Origin of the sequence: Saccharopolyspora flava, assembly GCF_900116135.1 — a bacterium.
GTDB lineage: Bacteria > Actinomycetota > Actinomycetes > Mycobacteriales > Pseudonocardiaceae > Saccharopolyspora > Saccharopolyspora flava.
On record NZ_FOZX01000001.1, the window covers coordinates 76,959 to 98,547 of the forward strand.

The following is a 21,589-nucleotide window of genomic DNA, read 5'->3' on the forward strand; positions in this document are numbered from 1 at the left end:
CAATCGCCGGGAGGAGTCGTGGTGGGTCACCTGCTGTTGGTGGAGAGCTGGGTCGGAGCGATGAGCACCTTGCTCCCCAGAGCGATCCACGAGGAGGGTCACCGCTTCAGCTTCATCACCAGGGATCTCCAGCACTACCTGCGCTCCGCGCCCGGGCCCGGTCCGCATCCGCTGCTCGGCGCGGACAACGTGCTCACCTGCGAGACCAACGACGTCGACGTCCTGCTGCCGCACCTGGAGCGCCTGCAGCCCGTGCTCGGCTTCGACGGGATCGCCACGTCCTGCGACTACTACCTGCCGATCGCGGCCACCGCCGCGCAGCGGCTGGGACTTCCCGGCCCGGCGCCCGAAGCCGTCCAGCGCGCCTGCGCCAAGGACCGGACCCGGCGAACGCTGCGCGACGCCGGAGTCGCCGGACCGGCCTTCGCCCTGGCCGAATCGCTGCGCGGCCTGGAAGAGGCCGCCGCGGCCATGGGCTTCCCGCTGGTGCTCAAGCCGGTGGACCTGTGCGCGGGGATGTTCGTGCGCCGGGTCGACGACGTCGCGCAGCTGCGCGCGGCTTTCGAAGAACTGCAAGGGTTTCCGGTCAACGCTCGTGGCCAGCAGCGCAGTCCCGTGGTGCTGCTGGAGGAGCTGCTGACCGGAGCCGAGGTGAGCGTGGAGACCGTCACCTTCGGCGGGCGGACCACGGTCGTCGGCGTGACCGACAAGAGCGTCGCCGGCGCACCGTGGTTCGTCGAAACCGGCCACATGTTCCCGGCCGCCCTCGACGCGGACACCGAGCAGGCGGTGACCGGCACGGCCGTGGCCGCGATCGAGGCGCTGGGGCTGGACAACACCGTCTGCCACACCGAGATCAAGCTGACCTCCGACGGCCCGAAGATCGTCGAGGTCAACCCGCGACCGGCGGGCAACCAGATCACCGAGCTGATCCGCCGCGTCACCGGCATCGACCTCGCCGCCGTCTACGCGCAGGTCGCGCTCGGTCGGGAACCCGACCTCACCCGGGTCGACACCGGTGCCGCCAGCGCGGCGATCTCGTTCCTGCTGCCGCCGCGCACCGGCCCGATCGCCGAGATCCAGGGCGCCGAGACGCTGCGCGACCCCGCGGTGGCGGAGTGGCGGCTCAAGCCCGCCGGCCACCGAGCCGGTCCTGCGACCAGCAACAACAACTACCTGGGTCACGTCATGGTGACCAGCGACCGGCCCGGTGCGGCGCGCCCGCACGCCGAGCTGCTCGTCTCCGGACTGGACGTGCGCTACGCGGAGGACGCCGCGTGACGGCGCTGGAGGACCTAATCGAGGCCGAGCTGCCCGGAGCCGACGCCGAGATCAGCGTGGGTTTCCTGACCCAGCAAGGAGTTCGGCACGCCTCGCGCCGGCGCTCCTACCGCAACCACGTGCTCAGCCTGCGCGTCGGCGACGCGGTCGGGTCCTGCGCCGTGGAACCCGGCGAGGTCGGCGAGGAGGTGGTGCTCGACTGCGTCGGGCGGCCCGTGCGCGACGTACTGCGCCACCCGCTGAGCGCGGTGCGGGTCGCCGCGCTCGACGCCCACCTGCAGGACCGGCGCCCGCACCACGAGCACGGCGAGCGGGTGCGGCTGGAACGCGGTGACTCGCTGCGCAAATCGCTGCACCGCTCGCAGCACGTCGTCGACCTGCTGCCCACCGGGGTGCGGCGGGTGCTGGTGGTCGGCGTCGTCAACTCGCTGCTGCAGCGGCTGCGCGAACGCGGAACCGGCTACGTGGCCTGCGATTACAAGGGCGGCCGCACCGAGTGGGACGAGCCCGTGGTCACCGACGCCGAAGCCGCGCTGGGCGACTGCGACGCGGTGCTGGCCTCCGGGATGGTGCTGGGCAACGGCACCTTCCAGACCCTGCTCGACCACGCGCGCGACACCGGGAAACCGCTGGTGTTCTTCGCCCAGACCGGCAGCGGCATCCTGCCGCGCTTCCTCGGCGACGGCGTCACCGCGGTGTCGGCCGAGCCCTACCCGTTCTTCTGGCTCGACGGCGGGGAGAGCGTGCTCTACCGCTACACGGAGGTCAACTCGTGAATCCCGACCTGCTGGACCTGGTGCGGGAGACGCCGCTCGCCCGGGTGTCGGCGCCGCTGCCGCGCCCCCACCCGGGTTTCTGGGCGAAGCTGGAGTGCCTGAGCGCCGGGGGCATGAAAGCGCGCGCCGCGCTGTCCATGCTGCGCGGCGCCCGGCAGCGCGGCGAGCTGCGACCGGGCGCTCCGGTCGTGGAGTCCACGAGCGGAACCCTGGGCGTGGGACTGGCTTTCGCGGGCAACGCGCTGGGACACCCGATCGTGCTGGTCGTCGACGACGAGCTGGAACCCGGGATGCGCGCGCTGCTGCGCGCGCACGGGGCCGGGCTCGACGTCGTCGACCGGCCGCACCCGGTCGGCGGCTGGCAGCAGGCCCGGCTGGACCGGGTGCAGCGGATCTGCCGCGAGCTGCCCGGCGCCTACTGGCCGGATCAGTACAACAACCCCGACAACCCGGCAGGCTACGACGAGATGGGCGCGGAGATCGCCCGGCAGCTGGATCGCGTCGACGTCCTGGTGTGCAGCGTCGGTTCCGGCGGGCACAGCGCCGGGGCGATCCGGGCGGTGCGCAGGCGCTGGCCGACGGCCCGGCTGATCGGCGTCGACACCGTCGGCTCGACGATCTTCGGCCGGCCCGCGCGACCGCGCGTGATGCGCGGACTGGGCAGCAGCATCCACCCGCGCAACGTCGCCTACGAGCAGTTCGACGAGGTGCACTGGGTCGGTCCCGCCGAAGCGGTCGCCGCCTGCCGCACCTTGGCGCGCGATTCCTTCATCACCGGCGGCTGGAGCACCGGTGCGGTGTCGCTGGTCGCCGCGTGGGCCTCGCGCGTGGAGCCGGGCGCGAACGTGGTGACGGTCTTCCCCGACGGCCCGCACCGCTACCTGAGCACGGTCTTCGACGACGACTACTGCCGAGCGCGCGGGCTCCTCGACACCGCCACCGCCGCCCGCCCGGTGGAGGTCGCCGACCCGGAGGTGGAGGCCACCGGCTGGACGCGCTGCCGGGCCGTCCACGACCCGATGGTGCGGCTGGAGGTCCCCGCATGAGGCTGGAGTGGCGGGTCGGCGGTCTCGCGCTGCGCGAGCCGCTGCGGATCTCGCGATCGGTGATGGCCGAACGCGCGGCGGTGACGGTCACCGTCGAGCACGACGGCGTGGTCGGTCACGGCGAGGCCGTGACCAGCGTCCACTACGGACTCGACGTGGAGCGCATCGAGTGCGAGCTGGCGGCGGCACGAGAGGTGCTGGCACCGCTGGAACCGGCCGAGGCGCTGGTGACCGGCATCGCGGCGGCGCCCGGAGTGCGCTGCGCCGTGGACGCCGCGCTGCACGACCTGCTCGCCCGCTCGCGCGGCGTCGCGGTCCACGAGCTGCTCGGGACGACTCCGCACCGGCCGGTGCCCACCGCGCGCACCATCGGCATCACCTCGACGCACCGCGCCGTGGCCGACGCCTGCGACCTCACCTCGCGCGGATTCCGGCTGCTCAAGGTGAAGGTGGGCGCCGAGCCGCCGGAACTGGACCGCGTCGCCGCGATTCGCCACGCGCTCCCGGACGTGCGGCTGCTGCTGGACCCCAACGGCGCCTGGACCCCCGAGCAGGCCCCCGACCTGCTTCGCACCGCGGCCGGGCTCGGCGTCGACGCGGTCGAGCAGCCCATCGCCCCCGGCACTCCCGACGTGCTGGCCGCCGTGGCGGCCGACTCGCCGGTCCCGGTCATCGCCGACGAGGACGCGCGCACCGCCGAGGACGTGCGCGCGCTCGGCTCCGGGGTGCACGGCATCAACATCAAGCTCCCCGAGTGCGGCGGTCTCCGCGCGGCGCGCGAGCTCGTCGACGTCGCGCGGGAGTTCGGCGTCGACGTGATGCTGGGCTGCCAGGTCGCCAGCTCGCTGGGCATCGCCCCGGCCGTGCACCTGGCCGGGCAGGCCCGGTGGGTCGACCTCGACGGCCACCTGCTGCTGGCCCGCGACCCGTGGACCGGCATCGGCGGCGAGGACGGCCTGCTGCGCATCGACGGTCCCGTGGGGCTGGGGGTCAGACCGGTTTGAGGACCTGGAAGCTCATCCGCACGTACCCGCTTGCCGTGCAGGTGCTGCTGGTCAACCAGCTCGGCGTGAACACCGGCTTCTACCTGCTCATCCCGTACCTCGCCGGGTACCTCGGGCACGACCTGGGGCTGTCGGCGGCGCTGGTCGGGGTGATCCTCGGCGTGCGCAACCTCAGCCAGCAGGGCCTGTTCCTGCTCGGTGGTTCGGCCGCCGACCGGCTCGGGGCGCGCGGCGTCATCATCGCCGGATGCGCGCTGCGCGCAGCGGGTTTCGGCCTGTTCGCGTTCGGCACCTCGCTGCCGGTGCTGCTGGGCGCCTCGGTGCTCAGCGGCCTGGCCGGGGCGCTGTTCAACCCGGCGGTGCGCGCCTACCTCGCGCAGGAGGCGGGTGACCGGCGCGCCGAGGCGTTCTCGCTGTTCAACGTGTTCGCCAACACCGGGATGCTGCTGGGCCCGCTGCTGGGCAGCGCGCTGCTGCTGGTGGACTTCCGGCTGTCGGCGGTGATCGCCGCGGTGATCTTCGCGCTGCTGACCGTCGCGCAGGTCGTCGTGCTGCCGGTGCGGCGCGTCGAGCGCTCGCAGACCTCGGTGCTGGCCGACTGGCGCGGGGTGCTGGCCGACCGCCGGTTCCTGGCCTTCACCGGGGCGCTGACCGGCATGTTCGCCCTGCAGAACCAGCTGTACCTGGTGCTGCCGATGCACGCCGAGCGCTTCACCGGTTCGCCCGCGTCGGTGTCGGCGATCTTCCTGGTGTCCACGGCGGCGAGCCTGCTGCTGCAGGTGCGCATCACCGCGCGGTTCTCCTCGCGGTGGAGCCGGGGCCGCTCGATCGCCACCGGGCTCGCTCTGATGGGCGGCTCGTTCGCGGCGACCTCGCTGGCGGCGGCCCTGATGCCCGGCACTCCCCCGGCCTCCGCGCCGGAGGCGCTGCTGCGCCTGGCGCCGGTGCTGGTCACCGCGTTCGGCCTGTCGGTGGGGGTGATGCTGGCCCAGCCGTTCGTCTACGAGCTGATCCCCTCGTACGGCGGGGCCGCCCTGTCCGGCACCTACTTCGGCGTGTTCTACCTGGCCTCCGGCCTGACCGCCGCCGCGGGCAACGCCCTGATCGGCTGGGCGGGCGACCTCGCGGTCCCGGGCCTGCCGTGGCTGCCCTCCGCACTGTGCGTCCTCATCGGACTCGCCTCCGCCCTGGCCGTCGTCGCCGTCCACCGGCGCAGCGGCATCGGCCCTCGACCCGAGGAACCGTCATGCGCAACTTCCTGACCGACAACCCCGAGATCTACGAGGCCTGGTTCCCCGACCCGCACCACGCCGCCGGCACCTTCGTCGACAACCTCGTCACCCGGTTCGCCGGGCCCGAGCGGCCGCGCGATCTCCTCGACGTGGGCTGCGGGACCGGCCGCGACGCGCGGTTCTGGGTCCGCCGCGGCCACCGGGTGACCGGGATCGACACCTCCGCCGAGATGGTCGCCCACGCCCGACGGCACTGCCCCGACGCGGAGTTCACCGTCGCCGACATGCGGGAGTTCTCGCTGCACCGCGAGTTCGACGTGATCACCTGCCTGGACAGCGCGCTGCTGTACTGCCACGGCAACGAGGAGCTCGTCTCCTTCCTGCGGCGGTGCCACGACCACCTGCGCCCCGGCGGGCTGCTGATCGCCGAAGCCCGCAACGGCGCGTTCTTCCTCGGCAGCACCGAGCTGCTCGACGGCGTCACCGAGCGCGAGCTCGACCACGAGGGAGCGACCTACCGGTCCCGCACCCGGCTGTGGATCGACCACGCCGAGCAGCTGCTGCGGCGCGAGCGCGTGTGGCGGCACGACGGCTCCGAGCTCGTCCAGCGCTCCGCGTGGCGGCTGCTGTTCCCGCAGGAACTCCGCCACTTCGCCACCACCTGCGGTTTCGAGGTCCTGGCCCTGTTCGACGAACCCGGCCCCCGCACCGACGCTCCCTGGCACGCCGACGCGGAGCTGGGCACGGGGATGTCCGGGGACCGCCTGCACCTGGTCGCACGCCGACGCTAAGAGGAGATCGCCATGCAGAACCTGAACCGCCGCGGATTCCTGGGCCTGACCGCGGGCGCCGTCCTGCTCACCGGCTGCGCACCCGGCGCCACCGGCACCGTCGGACCTCCGAAACCCGGCGGGCGGTTACGCGCGGCCTTCTCCGGCGGTGGCGCCGCCGAGGTCCTGGACCCGCACGAGACCGACCTCTACATCGAGATCGCCCGCGCCAAGGCCCTCTTCGACAAGCTCGCCGACTACGGCTCGGACATGTCGCCGCAGCCTCGGCTGGCTGAGCGCTGGGAGCCCTCCGCCGACCTGCGGACCTGGCGGATCACGCTGCGGCAGGCCACCTTCCACGACGGGCGGCCGGTGCGCGCGAGCGACGTGCTGGCCAGCTACGCGCGCATCACCGAACCCGGCGGCAGCCGCCGCGCCAAGTCGACGCTGTCGGTGATCGACCTGCCCGGCAGCCGCGCGATCGACGACCGCACCGTCGAGTTCCGGCTCAAGCGCCCCTACGCCGAGTTCCCCAACGCGCTGGCCACGCTCGGCGCCTACATCATCCCCGAGGGAACCACCGACTTCAGCGAGCCGATCGGCTCGGGGCCGTTCAAGTTCGTCTCCTTCGAACCCGGCCGGTCCTTCCTCGCCGCGCGCAACCCCGACTACTTCGACGGCCCGCCGCTGGTCGACGAACTGCAGATCGTGGTGACCAACGACGAGGCCGCCAGGGTGAACGCGCTGCTGGGCGAGCAGGTCGACTACGCCCACGACCTCACCCTCACCAGCGCCCGCACCTACGAGGCCGGCGGGCGGATCCAGGTGCACCGGTTGCCGCTGGCCAACTTCCACGGCCTGGCGATGAAGGTCGACCGCCCACCGTTCGACCGGATCGAGCTGCGGCAAGCCATGTTCCACCTCATCGACCGGGAGGAGCTGCTGCGCTCGGTGCTGCAGGGCTCCGGCCAGGTCGGCAACGACGTCTACGGCAAGGGCTACCGCTACTACGCCGAACTGCCGCAACGCCGCCAGGACCTGGCACGCGCGCGGGCGCTGGTGAAGCAGGCCGGGGCCGAGGGCATGACCATCGACTTCGACACCTCCGACGCCTCCACCGGTTTGAAGGAAGCGGCGATGGCCATCAGCGACCAGGCGCGCCAGGTCGGGCTGAACCTCACCGTGCGCCTGGGCAACAAGGACACCTACTGGTCCGACATCAACAAGAACGGGGTGCTCGCCAGTTACCGCTCCGGCGGGATGCCGCTGGACTCGCACTTCTCGCAACGGCTGTTGAGCGGCTCCACCACCAACAACACCGCGTGGCGGCGACCCGAGTTCGACGCGCTCTACGACGAGGCGCAGTCCACCCCGGACGAGACACGGCGCGCCGCGCTCTACCGGCGGATGCAGGAGCAGCTGTTCCACGAGGGCGGTTTCGCCTGGTGGGGCGTCTCCGACTGGATCGTGGCCTCGTCTCCCCGCGTCGGCGGCGTCGACGAGCAGGCACCGCCCAACACCCTCGACTGGGCGCGCTTCGACCGGGTCTGGCTGGCGTGACCGGCTACCTGCTGCGCCGCCTCCTGCTCGGCGTCGTCCAGGTCTTCCTCGTGGTGGTGGGCGTCTTCCTGCTCACCGAGGCGCTTCCCGGGGACGCCGCGGTCACCCTCGCCGGGGACAACCCGGATCCCGCGGTCATCGCCTCGCTGCGCGAGCAGCTCGGCCTGGACCGGCCCGCGTGGCAGCGGTTCGGCGAGTGGCTGGTCTCGGCGGTGCACGGCGATCTCGGCACCTCGCTGACCGGTCCGCGCGGCGTCGCGGAGATCATCGGTTCCGCGGCCGGGCCGACGCTGGTGCTGGCCCTCGTCGCGCTGGCGCTGCTCGTCCCGTTGGCGACCGGGCTGGGGATGCTGGCGGCGCACCGGGAGGGCGGCCGGCTGGACCGGCTGATCACCAGCACCACCCTCGGTCTCTACGCGGCACCGGAGTTCGCGATGGCGATCCTGCTCGTGACGGTCTTCGCGGTGCAGCTCGGCTGGTTCCCGCCGACCGCCGTCGGCACGTCGCCGCTGAGCCCCGGCCTGCTGGTGCTGCCGGTCGTGGTGCTCCTGCTGCGGCCGATCTGCTCGCTGAGCAGGCTGGTGCGCGCCGGGATGATCGAGGCGCAGCGCTCGCCCTACGTCCAGCACGCGCGGCGCCTGGGGCTCTCGCCCGCGCGCGTCCGGTTCGCCCACGCCCTGCCCAACGCGGCCGCGCCCGCGGTGCAGCAGCTGGCGCGCACGGCGGACTGGCTGATCGGCGGCGTGATCGTGGTCGAGGCGATCTTCGTGGTGCCGGGCCTGGGAACCGCTCTGCTGGAGGCGGTCTCGGCTCGGGACCTGCCCGTGCTGCAGGGGCTGGCGCTGGTGTTCGCGACCACCACGGTGCTGGTCAACCTGGGTGCCGACGTCGCCGCCCGCGTCCTGTCCCCGACCGCGGAGGCCCACCGATGACGAGGTTGCTCATCCCCGGCGCGCTGGTGGCCGTCCCGGTCCTGGTGGCGCTGCTGGGGCCGCTGTTCGCCGCCGACGACCCCGCCAAGGACGTGGCGTTCCTGCTCGGCGACGGGCACCTGTTCGGCACCGACTTCGTCGGCCGGGACGTGCTCGACGAGGTGCTGCGCGGCGGCCGGTCGCTGGTGCTCGCCGCCGTGTCGGCCACCGCCTGCACCTACCTGCTCGCTGTTCCGCTCGGTCTGCTGGCGGGCACGACCCGAAGCAGGTTCCTCGACGAGGTGCTGATGCGGCCGCTGGACCTGCTGCTGGCGATCCCGTCGATGCTGATGTTGCTGCTGCTCGCGGCCCTGGCCCCGGGCGATCCGCGGGTGCTGGTGGCGGTGGTGGTGCTGATCAACCTGCCGGACGTCGTGCGCATCACGCGGGCGGCGGCCCTGTCGCTGTCGGCGCGACCCGCGGTGGAGGCGATGCGGCTGCAGGGCGAGCACCGGGCGCGCATCGCGGTGGGCTACGTGGCGCGGGCGATGCGCCGCACCTTGGCCGCCGACCTGGGCACCCGGTTCACCGGCGCGATCTACCTGGTGGCCTCGGCGAGCTTCCTCGGGGTGGGCATCTCGCCGCAGGCCGCCGACTGGGCGGCGATGGTCGACCGCAACCGCACCGGTCTGTTCCTGCAGCCGTGGGCGGTCGTGCTGCCCGCGCTGCTGATCATCGCCCTGTCGGTCGGCGCGAACCTGCTGTTCGACCGCTGGCTGCGGCGGTCCGACACGACCTTCCTGGAGGCCCGATGACCGGGGTCGAGGTGCGGGGGCTGACCGTGACCGTCGGCGACCGCGATCTGATCAGCGACGTCTCGTTCCGCCTGACCGGCGGGGAGATCACCGCCCTGGTCGGCGAGTCCGGCAGCGGCAAGACCACCACGGCGCTCGCCCTGCTCGGCGAGACGCCGCCCGGTGCGGTGCTCTCCGGCGACGTGGCGGTCGACGGGCGGGTCGGCTTCATCCCGCAGCAACCGGCGGCGGCGCTCAACCCCGTCCGCCGCGTCGGGTCCGCCCTGGCCGAGGTCGCCCGCCTGCACGTGCCGAAAACCCAGGTCCGGCAACGGGTCCTGGAGTCCCTGCGGCGTGCGCAGGTGCCCGACGGCGAGCGGTACCTGCGCCGGTTCCCGCACCAGCTCTCCGGCGGCCAGCAGCAGCGCGTCGTGCTGGCCCAGGCGCTCATCGGCGACCCGGCGCTGCTCATCGCCGACGAGCCGACCACCGGGCAGGACCCGGTCACGCGGGCGCGGCTGGCCTCCGAGTTCCGGGCCGTGGCCGAGCAGGGCGTGGCGATCCTGCTGCTGACCCACGACCTCGACCTCGTCCGCGCTCTCGCGCACCGGGTGCTGGTGGTCGAGGACGGCCGGGTGCGTCCGTCCGATGTGGAGTCGATCAGCGAGGCCCTCCCGGTCGCACCGGCACCGCCGCAGGACGCCGAGCCGGTCCTGTCGGTGCGGGACCTCACCGCGGGCCATCGCGGAACCGACACCCTGCACGACGTGTCCTTGCAGGTCGCGCCCGGTGAGCGGCTCGCGGTGCTGGGGCGCTCGGGCAGCGGCAAGACCACCCTCGCCCGCTGCCTCGCCGGTCTCCACCGGTACCGCTCGGGTGAGGTCCGGCTGGGTGACGAGCCGCTGTCGCCGGTGCTGCGGCGCCGGTCCCGCTCGCAGCTGGCCCGCGTGCAGTACGTGTTCCAGGACGCGCGGGCCTCGTTCAGCGAGTTCGCACCGGTCCTGGACCAGGTGGCGCGCACGGCGGAGCGGCTGCGGTCGCTGCCTCGCGACCGGGCGCGGGCGCGCGCGGCCGAGGAGCTGGCGCAGCTCGGGATCCCCGAGGCGACGGCGCGGCGAACCCCGGCGGGCCTGTCCGGCGGTGAGCTGCAGCGGGCCGCGCTGGCCCGCGCGGTGCTCGCCGAGCCCGAGGTCCTGATCTGCGACGAGATCACCTCCGGCCTGGACGCGAGGCGACGCGCGGACCTGCTGGACGTGCTGGCCAAGCTGCAGCACAACACCGGCTGCGCGCTGCTGGTCATCACCCACGACCTGGCCGGGGTCGCCGGGCTCGCGCACCGGGTGCTGGTGCTCGACGAGGGCCGCGTGGTCGAGCGGGGTCCGGCATCGGACGTCCTCACCTCCCCGGAGCACGCGATCACCAGAGCGCTGCTCGACGCCGGAAGTGCAGGTCGGGAGACATAGCGAACGGCTAATTGAATATGATTTTCAAAAGTCGTTTCTCGATGAGGGAGGTCACCGTGGACCGGTTCGGACAGCGACAGGTCGGCCGCTACGTGGTCCGGGAGGCCACCCGGGCCGACGCGGCGGGAGCCAGGTCGGTCATGCTCGACACCTTCTACCTGGAGTTCGGCCACGGCTACAACGCCCGCTGGCACGGCGACGTCATCGACATGGACACCGCCTACTTCGACGACCCCAGGCAGGCGCTGTTCGTCGCCGCCCTCGACGACGAGGTCGTGGCCACCACCGCGGTCCGCTCCGACGGCCCGCAGAGCCCGCCGCACGCCCCGTGGCTCGCCGAGCGCTACCCGTCGGGCACGACCGCCCAGATCTTCCGCGTCTACGTCCGCCGCGAGCACCGGCGCCACGGCCTGGCCAGGGAGCTGGTGGACATGGCCTGCCGGTTCGTCGCGCTCACGCCCGGCTACGAGACGATCTACCTGCACACCAACGCGGCCGTCGACGGCGCCGAACCGTTCTGGCGCAGCGTCGCCAAGGAGATCCACGACGGCCGCACCGACCCCGCTCACAGCCCGGCCGTGCACTTCGAGATCCCGATCCCGATCGTGTGACCGCCATCGGCCGAAACGCGGCTGAACCAGCCTTGAAACCTCCGGATGCCCCAATGAGGGCATGTCAGCGGAGATCGAGGTCCGGCACCGGACGATCCACGGCCACCGCAGGGCCTTCCGGATGGCCGGGAGCGGGCCGGCGCTGCTGCTCGTGCACGGCATCGGCGACAGCTCGCGGACCTGGCGCGACGTCCTCGCGCCGCTCGCCGAGCAGCACACGGTGATCGCCCCCGACCTGCTCGGGCACGGCGAGTCCGACAAGCCCCGCGCCGACTACTCGGTGGCCGCCTACGCCAACGGGATGCGGGACCTGCTGACGGCGCTCGGGTTCGACAGCGCGACCGTGATCGGCCACTCGCTGGGCGGCGGCGTGGCGATGCAGTTCGCCTACCAGTTCCCGGAGCGGTGCGAGCGCCTGGTGCTGACCTGCCCGGGCGGGGTGGGCCCGGAGGTGCACCCGCTGCTGCGGATGCTGGCGATCCCCGGCGCCGAGCTCACGCTGCCGCTGTTCACCGGCGCTCCGCTGCGGTGGCTGGCACCGCTGGCCGCGCCGCTGCAGAGCCGGTCGGCCGGCCTCGGCCTGGGGAATCTCGGCCTGGGCGACGACTACGAGTTCTTCCTGGACTGCTACACGGCCATGCGCACGCCGACCGCGCGGGCGTCGTTCCTGCGCACGCTGCGCGCGGTCGCCGACGCGGGCGGGCAGGCGGTGACCATGCTGGACCGCTGCTACCTCACCGAGGGCCTACCGACGCTGCTGGTGTGGGGCGCGCACGACCACGTCATCCCCTCCTCCCACGCCGCGCTCGCGCACGAGGCGATGCCGTGGAGCCGGGTGGAGATCTTCGACGACGCGGGGCACTTCCCGCACCTGTCCGAGCCGGAGCGCTACGTCGCGCTGCTGCGCGACTTCCTCGGCTCGACCGCACCGGCGCACCACGACCAGCGTCGCTGGGTCGCGCGACTGCGCGACGGCGGCACGAGCGCGCACCGATCCAGCGGCACCTGACGAGCGTCACTCCTCGGTGGACCGGCGAACCTCGGCCACCGCCAACCGGTTTCGGAGCGTGACCGAATCATCCACCCCATCCAGCGATCGCCCTTCGCTAGCGTTTTCGAACGCCCGGAGGCAGAATTGAAACATCAGTTCGACGAGCGGGGATCCGTTCGGCGGCTTGCTCTTTGACAACTCCAGAGTGGGAAAACACAGGTGCTCACCCGAGAAGGCGCCGCTGCGCGATGTCCAGGAATCCACCTCGCCCGGTCTCGACCGCGTACACACCCAGCGATACCGAGAAGCGAAACTCCGAGAGGAGCCGAACATGCGACACGAATTCAGCTCTCACCCGCCCACCGGCCTGCGCGTACGCCGCGACGAGCCGCGACAGGCCGCGCTCGCCGAACGCGTTGTGCGCGGCCGTGAAATCCAGCGCCGGGTCGTCGACCGCGGCGTCGGTGAAGTCCAGAACCCCTGTCAGACGGCCGGATTCGTCCACCAGCGTATGCCCCGGGTGCAGATCCGCGTGGACCAGGCGCAGATCCGCGGCCCCTGACCAGTACGCATCGTCGTGGATCCAGGACCGCCAGCGCGCCACCTTCTCCCCGGGCACCACCAGCACGTTCTCCGCCCGCCCCAGGTGATCGTCGGCCTCCTCCCGGAGGTCGCGATGACCCGAGACCGGCACGCCCAGACGCGCGACGGCGTCGACCTGGGTGCGGTGCAGCTCAGCGATCACCGCGCCCAGGTCGTCGAAGTAGTCCTCCGCCGGTTGCCGCCACCACTGGTACTCCAGGGTCCTCGGGTGCTCCGGCCCCAGCGGTCGGCCCGGGAGCCTGCGGTAGGCGATGAGCTCCGGGGTGCAGATCTCCCAGTCCGGCACCGCCACGGGCAACCGCGGGCGCAGGTGATCGAGCAACCGGCGTTCGCCCTCGATCAGGTCGCGGACCTCGCGGCGCCGGGGCACGCGCAGGACCCAGCGCGTGCCTTCCGCGTCGACGGCGTGACCGACCCGGAAGTCCCATCCGGTCTCGTCGACCTCCAGCACGCGCACCCGAAGGCCGTGCCGCTCCCCGAGCTCCTCCAGCACATCTCGACGCTAGCCGAGGTGTCCAGTCGAATTCGGCTCAGCCGCTGGCGACCTCGCCTGCGGAGGGGACGTCGTCGGGCAGCAGGAGGCAGAGGTCCTCCAGCGTGGGCGAGGCGGTGCGGCGCAGCCTCTTGGCGTGGCGGGTGACCGCGGCGTCCATGACCTGGCGGGCGTACCGGCCGTTGCCGAACGACGGCCCGCGCGGGGTGGACACGAAGTGCGCCCGCAGCGCCGCGACCGTCGGTCCGGTGCACTCGTAGCCCGCGGCGGCCGCGTGCTGGGTGACGATGGTGACCAGTTCGTCGTTGCTGTAGTCGGCGAAGCGCACCCGCTGTGAGAAGCGCGAGGACAGGCCCGGGTTCGCGGCCAGGAACTCCTCCATCTGCCCCTCGTAGCCGGCCGCCACCACCACGACCTCGTCGCGGTGGTCCTCCATCAGCTTGACCAGGGTGTCGATGGCCTCCTGGCCGAAGTCCGAACCGGACCCGCGCTGCGAGGACAGCGTGTAGGCCTCGTCGATGAACAGCACCCCGCCCCGCGCGCGGTCGAAGGCCTCGGTGGTGCGGTGCGCGGTGTGGCCGACGTACTCGCCCACCAGGTCGCCGCGACCGACCTCGACGACCTGACCGCGCTGCAGGATGCCCAGCGCCGCCAGGATCTCGCCGTAGAGGCGGGCGATCGTGGTCTTGCCGGTGCCGGGCGGACCGCCGAAGATCAGGTGCCTGCTCAGCGACGGAACCGGGAGCCCGGCGGCCTGCCGCTGCTTGGCCGAGGCCAGCAGGTCGACCATGTTGCCGACCTCCGACTTGACCTCGGCCAGGCCGACCATGTGGTGCAGCTTGTTGAGCAGGCTCTCCACCTTGGCGGTGTCGGCGCTGGCCGCACCGGCACCCACGCCGCTGCCCGGCAGCGCCCCGATGTCCTCCGGCAGCAGCCGGGTCATGGCCACCGGGTTGAGGTCGGGATCGTCGGCGAGCCGGTAGGCCTGGCGGCCGATCATCTCCTCGAAGACCTTGCGGGCCGTGCGGCCGTTGCCGAACGCCTCGTCGCGCGGGTACTTCGCGAAGTAGCCGAGCACGGCCTCGCGGGTCTCGAACTCCAGGCGGTAGTCGTTGGCGCGGCACATGCCCTCGACGATGGTGACCAGCTCGTCGTTGCTGTAGTCGGCGAACTCGATGGTCCGCGAGAACCGGGAGCCCAGACCGGGGTTGGTGGCCAGGAACTTGCGCATCTCCATCGTGTACCCGGCGACGATGACCACCACGTCCTCGCGGTGGTCCTCCATCAGCTTGACCAGGGTGTCCACCGCCTCCTGACCGAAGTCGGCGCCACCGCCTCCCCCGCCGGACAGGGTGTAGGCCTCGTCGATGAACAGCACGCCGCCGAGGGCCTTCTCGAAGCACTCGGTGGTCTTCAGCGCGGTCCCGCCGACGACGCTGGCCACCAGATCGGCGCGCCCCACCTCGACGAGCTGGCCGGTGCGCAGCACCCCTAGTTCCTTGAGGATCTGGCCGTAGAGCCGGGCCACCGTCGTCTTGCCGGTACCGGGCGACCCCGCGAACACCAGGTGCCTGCTCATCGGCGGCATCGGCAACCCGACCGCGGCGCGCTTCTCCGCCATCTGCTCCAGGCGGGTCAGGACCTCCACCTCGCGCTTGACGTCGGTCAGGCCGACCAGGGCGTCGAGCTCGTCGAGGAGTTCACCGAGCCTGCCCTCCGAACTGCGCTTGCCCGTGGTGGTCGCGGAGTCGCGGCCCGGTTCGCGCGCGGATTCGTGCTCCGGTTCGTGCGCCGGCGTCTCGTCCGCGCTGCGCGAGCTGCCGAAGCGCTGCGTGTCGTCGGGCTCGGGGGCGGCGTCGCCGGAATCGCTCTCCGGGTCCCCGTTGCGGGCGCTGGTGATGCCGCTGAAGCGGACGTTGTCGCGCCGGACCTGCAACCGCACGCCCGCGCCGCCGTTGTCCTTGGTGACGGTGTCGCGGACGCTGATCGACTCGGTGGAGCCGACGACGATGCCGTCGGCCGCGTTGCCGGAGATCTCGCAGCGGTCGAGCACACCGGAGGCTCCGGCGGCCCATTCCACGCCGTTGACCTCGCACCCGCGGATACGGGTCTGCTCCAGAGCCACCGACGACGTCCCGGAGGCCTTCACGCCGTGCTCGCCGGCGTCCGAGAGGTCGCAGCCGCGCAGCACCGCCTGCCCGTCGGTCACCAGCACCGCCGTGGCCGCGCTGCCCGCGACGGTGACGCCGCGCAGGTCGGCCGAGCTCCGCTCGGCGACGCGCACCCCGGCCCCGCCGACCGCGGAGATCGCCACGTCGTCGATCTCGATGCCGGCCTTGTCGGCCAGCAGCACCGCGTCGCCGGTCGTCTCGGCCACGGCACCGCCGGTGACCGCGACCGTGGCGCCGCGCACCTCGATGCCCGCCCCCGCCGGGCGCCGCACGGTCAGCTCCCGGAAGGTGCCGGTGCTCTTGTCGGCCACGACCACCCCGGCGGCCCCGGCCCCGGTCACCTCCAGCCCGGAGAACGTCGGCGTCGCCCCGGCGATCCACACCCCGGCGTCGCGGGAGTCCACGACCGCGCACTCGATGAACTCGCCGCGCGAGTCCTCCAGCACGTGCAGGCCGTACCCGGCGGGCTTCTCGACGCGCAGCCGGTGGATCTCGGGCTCGGCCCGCTGCACCAGCACCACGCCCTGGGCCGCCGGTGCGCTGATCGCGCAGTCCTCGATCAGCGGCGTCGAGCGGGACGCGATCAGCAGGCCGACGCCGCCGGGCTCGGTGATGGTGGTGCCGCTGAGCCGGAACGAGCTGTCGCCCTCGACCACGACCGCGGGGTTGCCGGCCCGCACGATCCGGGAGTCGCGCATCGCGCCCCGGGCGCGTTCGGCGGCCAGCACGGCGCTGCCCTCGGTGTCGGTGATGGTGCACCCGGTGAACTGCGGGTCGGCGTCGGTGCGGATCACCACCGCCGCGGCCTTGACGTCGCTGATGGTGCAGTTGCCGAAGTGCCCCTCCGCACCGTCGATGGCGATCACCCCGGCACCGCCGGGGTTGGTGAACTCCGTGCCGTTGGCGCTGGCCTCCGCTTGGCCGTGCACGTAGAGCGCGGCCGCCGAGGACGCCTCGACCCGGCACTCCTCCAGCCGCAGCCGCCCGGTGGAGACGTCGATCGCCGAGGTCTCGGATCCGCTGTGGCCGATGACGATCCCGGACAGCACAGCGGTTTCGGTGGCCATCACGACCGCCGGGTCACCGGTGGACTCGATGCGCACGCCTTCGGCCGCGCCCGCCGCCGACAACGTCACCTCGCGGCTGAGCACCACCGACTCGGTGTAGGTGCCGGGCTGGATGGAGATGACGTCGCCCGTGGTGGCCGAGGCGATCGCGTCGCCGATGGTGCGGAACGAGTCGGGGGCCGTCGCCGAGACCGACAGCATCGATCGTGTGTTGGTCATTCTCGCCCCAGGTCCTCGTCTTCGGGTTCGGGTGGTGCGGGTGCGGTGAGCACGCCGATCGCGCGGTGCACCTCGAGCCTGCCGAGCCCGGGCGGTTCGGGGTCGGCGGCGATCACGTGCTCGATCAGGTCGGGGTCCGGCGCCAGGTGGTAGCGGTCGAGGTAGTAGCAGACCGCGTCGTTCCAGACCCAGGTCCCGTCGGAGCGGAAGTTCAGCGGGACGGTGCGGTTCGGGTCGATGACGTCGGGCATGACCCGCTCGGTCGCCATCGCGATGGCCCCCGACCGCAGGTAGCCCAGCAGGCGTTGCCGCTGCGCGGCCTCCACGCGCGGGTGATCGGGCCGGAAGAACGGCTTGCCGACGGTGTCGGCACCGTCGAAGACGCGGGCCAGCCGCGCCGGCGGCGCCGGGTCCCAGACCAGCTCGGCGGCCTCCAAAGCCGCTGCGTGATAACCGGTCCGGGTGTCGCCGAGGACCTCCACGCGCGGGTTCCCGCCCGCTTCGGTGATGCCGTGCTGGATCTCGGCGGTGAGCTCGATCAGGTCGGCGTCGTCGGTGGTCTCGACGAGGTAGACCGGTTCGGTGGTCTCGGCCGACACCCGGCCGCTGCGCCACAGCGCCCGCGCACCTCCGACGCGTTCGGCGGAGCGCACCGCCGCCTCGTCGGCGTCCCCCGCGGATTCCCGGTCGAACCGCCACCGGGGCGGGTCGGTGGCGCGCGGCGCCTCAGCGAGAGCCGCCGGGTCGACGCCGGTGTCCTGCGCCAGCGCCGTGATCAGCTCGATCTCGCTCTCGGTGAGCGTCAGCCCGCGCTCGACGGCGGTGACGAGCGCTCCGGCGATCTCGTCGAGCTCGTCATCGGCCAGGCAGGTGCGCAGCGACGCGAGCTCGGCGTCGGGGATCCGCCCGGCCAGCCGCAGCAGCAGCCGGTGCACCTCGGCGGGTTCCGGGCTCACCGATCGACCGCCGCGGGGGTGGCGAACGGGTTCGCCGGCTCGCCCAGCAGCACCGAGTACCGGTCGCGGTCGGGTTCGGTTCGGCCGGTGGCGGGCAGCTCGTCGCGGTGCTTGACGGCCTCGGTCAGGCGCTCCAGCACGCGGGCGTCGTGGCGCTGCCGGGCTTCCTCGGAACGCTGCTTCTTGCCGACCTCGGTGAGCAGCACGCGTCCGGCGTCGGCTTCGACGGCCAGCACCCGGTAGGAGGTCGCGGGCGGGAACACCACGTCGGCGGCGTTGTCGTCGGCGGCCAGGCCGCCGAGCCGCCGGGCCGTCACCGACCAGATCAGCAGCTCCACCGACCCGGGCACCGCGGAGTCGTCGGAGACGCCGAGCATCGGCGCGGGCTCGATCAGTTCGCTGCCCACCACGTAGTCCGCGACGGTCTCGGCGTCCCCGGGACCACCGCGCACGACCAGCCCCTGCAGCGACGGGAGCCGTCGCAGACCGCCCGCCAGGCAGGAGATGAACGGGTAGTGCGCCTCGGTGTCACCGGTGCGGATCGCCTCGACGAGTTCGCGCTGGTCCGAGGTGGCGAACACGTGCACGGCCGCGAGTTCCGTGAGCATCGCGTCGTCGACCGGCATCCCGCCGCGCAGGCCGGGGCGTTCGGCGAGCAGGCGCGTGACCGACAGCGTGGCGGCGTCGTACTTCCAGCCCAGCGACTTCTTGAACCGCTGCCGGTCCTCCTCGGTGCTGGTGTGGTCCTTGAGCAGCAACGGTTTCAACGCGGCCGCGGCGACCTGGTCATCGCTCCCGGCCCGCTCGGCCTCCCCCTGCTCCTCGGCGACGGCGTCGAACGCCGTGCGGTCTTCATCGGCCGCTTGCGCCTCGGACGCGGTCTCCACCGACTCGACCACTTCGGTCGCGGAAACCGGGCTCGCAACGGCGGTTTCGTTCCACGCCGCATCCGGTTCCGACGAGCGGCGCTCGGTGGCGGTCTCCGCACGCGCGTCGACCGACACGGTCTCCGTCGTCTGGACGTCGTGGGCGGGAGCTGCATCGGCGCTCACCGTCGGCACCGCGGCCACCGCCGCAGCCGCCGGAACCGCAGCACTCGCCGGAACCGCCTGCGGCATCGGCACGACCTGACCCGGCGCCGTGCGCTGAGCAACCGCGGCAGGAGCGGGCGCGTGAACCGGGGGCGGAGTGGTGGGCCGATTCGCCACGGCCGGACCGAGCGGCGCCGGACCCGGTGCCGCAGCGGCCGCCGCGGGCGCGATCGGTGGTGCCACGGGTTCCGCGACCGGCAACGGGGCCGGTGCCGCAGACACCGGAGGCGGTGCCGACGCCGGGCCGGAGGAAACCGGCGCGGCAGGAGCGGTTTTCGGCGGCTCGGGCGCTGCCGGTTCCGATCCTGCTGGTACCGGTGCGGCCGGTTCAGGAGTCGCCGGTTCCGGCGTCGTGTCCTCGACAGCCGGTTCCGGGGCGGGTTCCGGCTCGGTCTCCGCCATCGACGGCAGGGGCGTGCTCGACGCCACGGCCGGGATCTGCACCGACGTCGCGGTGACCGGGACCGACACCGCGCTCACCACAACCGGTTTCGCCCCCGGCACCGAGTTCTCCGGCACCGCGTTGTCGGGTGCATCGGCGGTGGTCTGCTCTGCGGCAGGCTGCCCGGCGGGTTCAACCGGGGCGGACCCGGTCTCGGCCGGTTCGGTCGCGGGCGATGACGGCGCGTTCTGCGCCGCCACTTCGGGGACCTGCGTCGACTGCGGTTGCGACAGCTGCGGCAACGGGATCGCCGGTCCCAAGGACACAGGGCCCGGCGGCGTGGGTCCCGGACCCGGGGACGCCGGTGCCGTGGACACCGAGGGTCCTGCTTCCGGGCTCACCGCCGGTGCGGTGGACGCCTCGGTCGCGGCCGGGACCGCGGGTGCCGGTCCTCCTGGTTCGCCCGGCTGCCACCCGTCGCCGATGGGCCGCATCCGGCCTTCGGCGTCGACGGTGACCGGCGAGACGATGCGCAGCGGCTCGGTCGCCTGGTGCCGGACGGGGTGCGGACCCGCTGCCGGAACCGCCGTCTCGGGCCGCGCGGCGACGGCCGGAGCGCCCGGCGGCACCGGCTGCGGAACGACCGGCTTCGGGCCGGTGCTCGGGCCTGTGCTCGGCGCAGCGGTGGCTCCGCTGGGCGGGGCGGGAATCCACGCGACGGGCCGCCCGGAGGCCGGACCGGCGGGCGCGGGGGCGCCCGCTTCCCAGGGGTGGGAGCGCAGCGGCGCGTTCGGGGCGAGCGCCACGGCGGGGCCCGGGCCGTCGATGCCGAGCACGTGCACGTCGACCTCGAGCGAGGCCGCCAGCCGGCTCAGGTAGTCGGGAGCGGCGTGCGGGGTGGCGACGAGCCGAAGGCGCTCGCGGGCCGCGGCGGGCAGTTCGGCGACGAGGCGTTCCACGGCCGTGAGCACCCGCTCGGGCGGTGGGCCGCCCGCGGAGCTGACCACGAGGTTGACCGCGCCGGGCGAGATCGGCAGCCGGGAGGCCACCGGGTCGACGGGGACCCGGACGGGTCGCACGAGCAGACCGGTGGCGAGCACGTCGACGAGCCAGCCGTCCTGCAGCCAGAACGTTCCCGTCCCGGCGCCGGTCAGCCCGGACACCGGGGGCAGCCAGTTGCGCGGCGTCGGTGGAACACCGGGCTGGTAGGTGCTTTCGAGCACGAACGGCAGCCAGCTCGGGTTGCCGGACTCGTCGGGCACCAGCCAGGTCTGGCCGCCTTCCGGCAGGTACTGGGGCACGGCGTGGCAACCGTGCACGGCTTGCCCGGTCAGCTCGGCGAGCTGCTGGGCGACGGGGCGCACGGTCACCGGTTCCGGGCCGTAGCAGATCAGGCCGAAGGTGTCGCGGAGCGATGCCGGGAGCCCGCTGACGAACGCGGCGAGCGCTTCGGCGGCGGGCAGCGGTTCGCCGGGTGCTCCGACGACGACGGCCAGCCGGTTGCGCGACAGCGGGAGCCGGAAACCGACGTCGCTGTGCGGGCGCGGCGGCTGCCCGGCGGCGCGCACCCACACGCCGGCGGGGATGGGGGTGATGGTGATGCGCGGGTCGATCGGCCGGGTGCGCAGGCTCGTCGACAACCCGTCCTGCCACTCCGGGAGCGGGTATCGGGGGCCGTCGTGGGATTTCGACGCTCCGGGGCGGAACCCGACCCAGCCGGTCTGCTCCCCCGCCGAGAACAGCTCACCACCGGGCAGGACGACCAGGTCACCGTCGGGTGCGACGACTTCGACGTCGAGTGCCTCGGCCAGGCGCAGCGCCAGCGGCCGGGACCCGTTCGGGGCGGCGAGCCCGGCCCGGGGCGAGAGCAGCCTGATCGCGGGCAGCCCGATCCCGTCGGGGCGCAGTTCGGCCCGCAGCCGCGCCAGCGTCTCGGGCTCGAGCTGGTCGAAGACGGGCAGCGCGGCCTCGTCGACGTAGATCTGGGTGCGCCCGTCGGCGAGGGTGAACGGCGGCGGGGTCGGCACTGGTGCTTCCTCCGCGCGCACGATCACACCTGCGCCCGTTCGCTCGACGACCAACGAGGCCATGTGGCGTCTTCCTCCTCCCGCTGTCCCCGTCACTTTCACGGATGGCGAGCGGGAAGAGGTTCACTCGGTTGACGCAAC

At 73.2% G+C, this 21,589-nt stretch carries 16 protein-coding genes; 12 read left to right on the top strand and 4 right to left on the bottom strand.

What is annotated here, in order from left to right; genetic code table 11:
• Window positions 1–21 precede the first annotated feature (21 nt).
• From BM424_RS00365 to BM424_RS00420, 12 genes are all read left to right on the top strand, one after another.
• Complete coding sequence (locus tag BM424_RS00365; protein ID WP_093412806.1) at window positions 22–1,281, top strand: ATP-grasp domain-containing protein; 1,260 nt, start codon at window positions 22–24, stop codon at window positions 1,279–1,281.
• On the top strand, window positions 1,278–2,057 hold the full coding sequence (locus BM424_RS00370; RefSeq protein WP_245775513.1) for a Rossmann-like domain-containing protein: 780 nt from the start codon (window positions 1,278–1,280) through the stop codon (window positions 2,055–2,057). Before BM424_RS00365 ends, BM424_RS00370 begins: the two co-directional genes overlap by 4 nt.
• On the top strand, window positions 2,054–3,103 hold the full coding sequence (locus BM424_RS00375; RefSeq protein WP_217649596.1) for a PLP-dependent cysteine synthase family protein: 1,050 nt from the start codon (window positions 2,054–2,056) through the stop codon (window positions 3,101–3,103). The genes BM424_RS00370 and BM424_RS00375 overlap by 4 nt, the downstream gene beginning before the upstream one ends.
• Window positions 3,100–4,107: a dipeptide epimerase gene (locus BM424_RS00380; RefSeq protein WP_093412808.1), complete on the top strand. Its 1,008-nt coding sequence runs from the start codon at window positions 3,100–3,102 to the stop codon at window positions 4,105–4,107. Before BM424_RS00375 ends, BM424_RS00380 begins: the two co-directional genes overlap by 4 nt.
• Complete coding sequence (locus BM424_RS00385) at window positions 4,104–5,369, top strand: MFS transporter (RefSeq protein ID WP_093412811.1); 1,266 nt, start codon at window positions 4,104–4,106, stop codon at window positions 5,367–5,369. The genes BM424_RS00380 and BM424_RS00385 overlap by 4 nt, the downstream gene beginning before the upstream one ends.
• A complete protein-coding gene (locus BM424_RS00390) occupies window positions 5,354–6,130 on the top strand; it encodes a class I SAM-dependent methyltransferase (RefSeq protein WP_093412813.1) in 777 nt (258 codons plus the stop codon). The genes BM424_RS00385 and BM424_RS00390 overlap by 16 nt, the downstream gene beginning before the upstream one ends.
• 12 nt (window positions 6,131–6,142) lie before the next feature.
• Complete coding sequence (locus tag BM424_RS00395) at window positions 6,143–7,669, top strand: ABC transporter substrate-binding protein (RefSeq protein ID WP_093412816.1); 1,527 nt, start codon at window positions 6,143–6,145, stop codon at window positions 7,667–7,669.
• Entirely contained in the window at window positions 7,666–8,601 is a 936-nt protein-coding gene (locus BM424_RS00400) for an ABC transporter permease (RefSeq protein ID WP_245775514.1), read from the top strand. The genes BM424_RS00395 and BM424_RS00400 overlap by 4 nt, the downstream gene beginning before the upstream one ends.
• On the top strand, window positions 8,598–9,395 hold the full coding sequence (locus BM424_RS00405; protein WP_093412818.1) for an ABC transporter permease: 798 nt from the start codon (window positions 8,598–8,600) through the stop codon (window positions 9,393–9,395). Before BM424_RS00400 ends, BM424_RS00405 begins: the two co-directional genes overlap by 4 nt.
• Entirely contained in the window at window positions 9,392–10,837 is a 1,446-nt protein-coding gene (locus tag BM424_RS00410) for an ABC transporter ATP-binding protein (protein ID WP_093412821.1), read from the top strand. The genes BM424_RS00405 and BM424_RS00410 overlap by 4 nt, the downstream gene beginning before the upstream one ends.
• A gap of 56 nt (window positions 10,838–10,893) precedes the next feature.
• The gene (locus BM424_RS00415) at window positions 10,894–11,448 is read left to right on the top strand and encodes a GNAT family N-acetyltransferase (RefSeq protein ID WP_245775515.1); all 555 of its coding nucleotides are present in this window, start codon (window positions 10,894–10,896) and stop codon (window positions 11,446–11,448) included.
• A 61-nt stretch (window positions 11,449–11,509) separates the two neighbouring features.
• Window positions 11,510–12,457: an alpha/beta fold hydrolase gene (locus BM424_RS00420; protein WP_093412823.1), complete on the top strand. Its 948-nt coding sequence runs from the start codon at window positions 11,510–11,512 to the stop codon at window positions 12,455–12,457.
• 205 nt (window positions 12,458–12,662) lie between these two features.
• On the opposite strand, the gene BM424_RS00425 is transcribed toward BM424_RS00420, so the two are convergent.
• The 4 genes from BM424_RS00425 to BM424_RS00440 are packed head-to-tail and all read right to left on the bottom strand — an operon-like array spanning window position 12,663 to window position 21,511.
• Entirely contained in the window at window positions 12,663–13,535 is an 873-nt protein-coding gene (locus BM424_RS00425) for a macrolide 2'-phosphotransferase (protein ID WP_093412826.1), read from the bottom strand.
• Between the two features lie 37 nt (window positions 13,536–13,572).
• Window positions 13,573–16,992: a right-handed parallel beta-helix repeat-containing protein gene (locus BM424_RS00430; protein WP_093412828.1), complete on the bottom strand. Its 3,420-nt coding sequence runs from the start codon at window positions 16,990–16,992 to the stop codon at window positions 13,573–13,575.
• Window positions 16,989–17,948, bottom strand: a complete 960-nt coding sequence (locus BM424_RS00435) for a hypothetical protein (protein ID WP_093412830.1) — start codon at window positions 17,946–17,948, stop codon at window positions 16,989–16,991. Before BM424_RS00435 ends, BM424_RS00430 begins: the two co-directional genes overlap by 4 nt.
• Window positions 17,945–21,511 (bottom strand): hypothetical protein, encoded by a 3,567-nt coding sequence (locus BM424_RS00440; protein WP_093412832.1) that lies wholly within the window; start codon window positions 21,509–21,511, stop codon window positions 17,945–17,947. The genes BM424_RS00435 and BM424_RS00440 overlap by 4 nt, the downstream gene beginning before the upstream one ends.
• Window positions 21,512–21,589 lie beyond the last annotated feature (78 nt).

Bases quoted from the DNA above. Each gene is read 5' to 3' on its own strand.
- BM424_RS00405 (WP_093412818.1), top strand. From the start codon at position 8,598: ATGACGAGGTTGCTCATCCCCGGCGCGCTGGTGGCCGTCCCGGTCCTG.
- BM424_RS00410 (WP_093412821.1), top strand. From the start codon at position 9,392: ATGACCGGGGTCGAGGTGCGGGGGCTGACCGTGACCGTCGGCGACCGC.
- BM424_RS00420 (WP_093412823.1), top strand. From the start codon at position 11,510: ATGTCAGCGGAGATCGAGGTCCGGCACCGGACGATCCACGGCCACCGC.
- BM424_RS00390 (WP_093412813.1), top strand. From the start codon at position 5,354: ATGCGCAACTTCCTGACCGACAACCCCGAGATCTACGAGGCCTGGTTC.
- BM424_RS00380 (WP_093412808.1), top strand. From the start codon at position 3,100: ATGAGGCTGGAGTGGCGGGTCGGCGGTCTCGCGCTGCGCGAGCCGCTG.
- BM424_RS00395 (WP_093412816.1), top strand. From the start codon at position 6,143: ATGCAGAACCTGAACCGCCGCGGATTCCTGGGCCTGACCGCGGGCGCC.
- BM424_RS00430 (WP_093412828.1), bottom strand. From the start codon at position 16,992: ATGACCAACACACGATCGATGCTGTCGGTCTCGGCGACGGCCCCCGAC.
- BM424_RS00440 (WP_093412832.1), bottom strand. From the start codon at position 21,511: ATGGCCTCGTTGGTCGTCGAGCGAACGGGCGCAGGTGTGATCGTGCGC.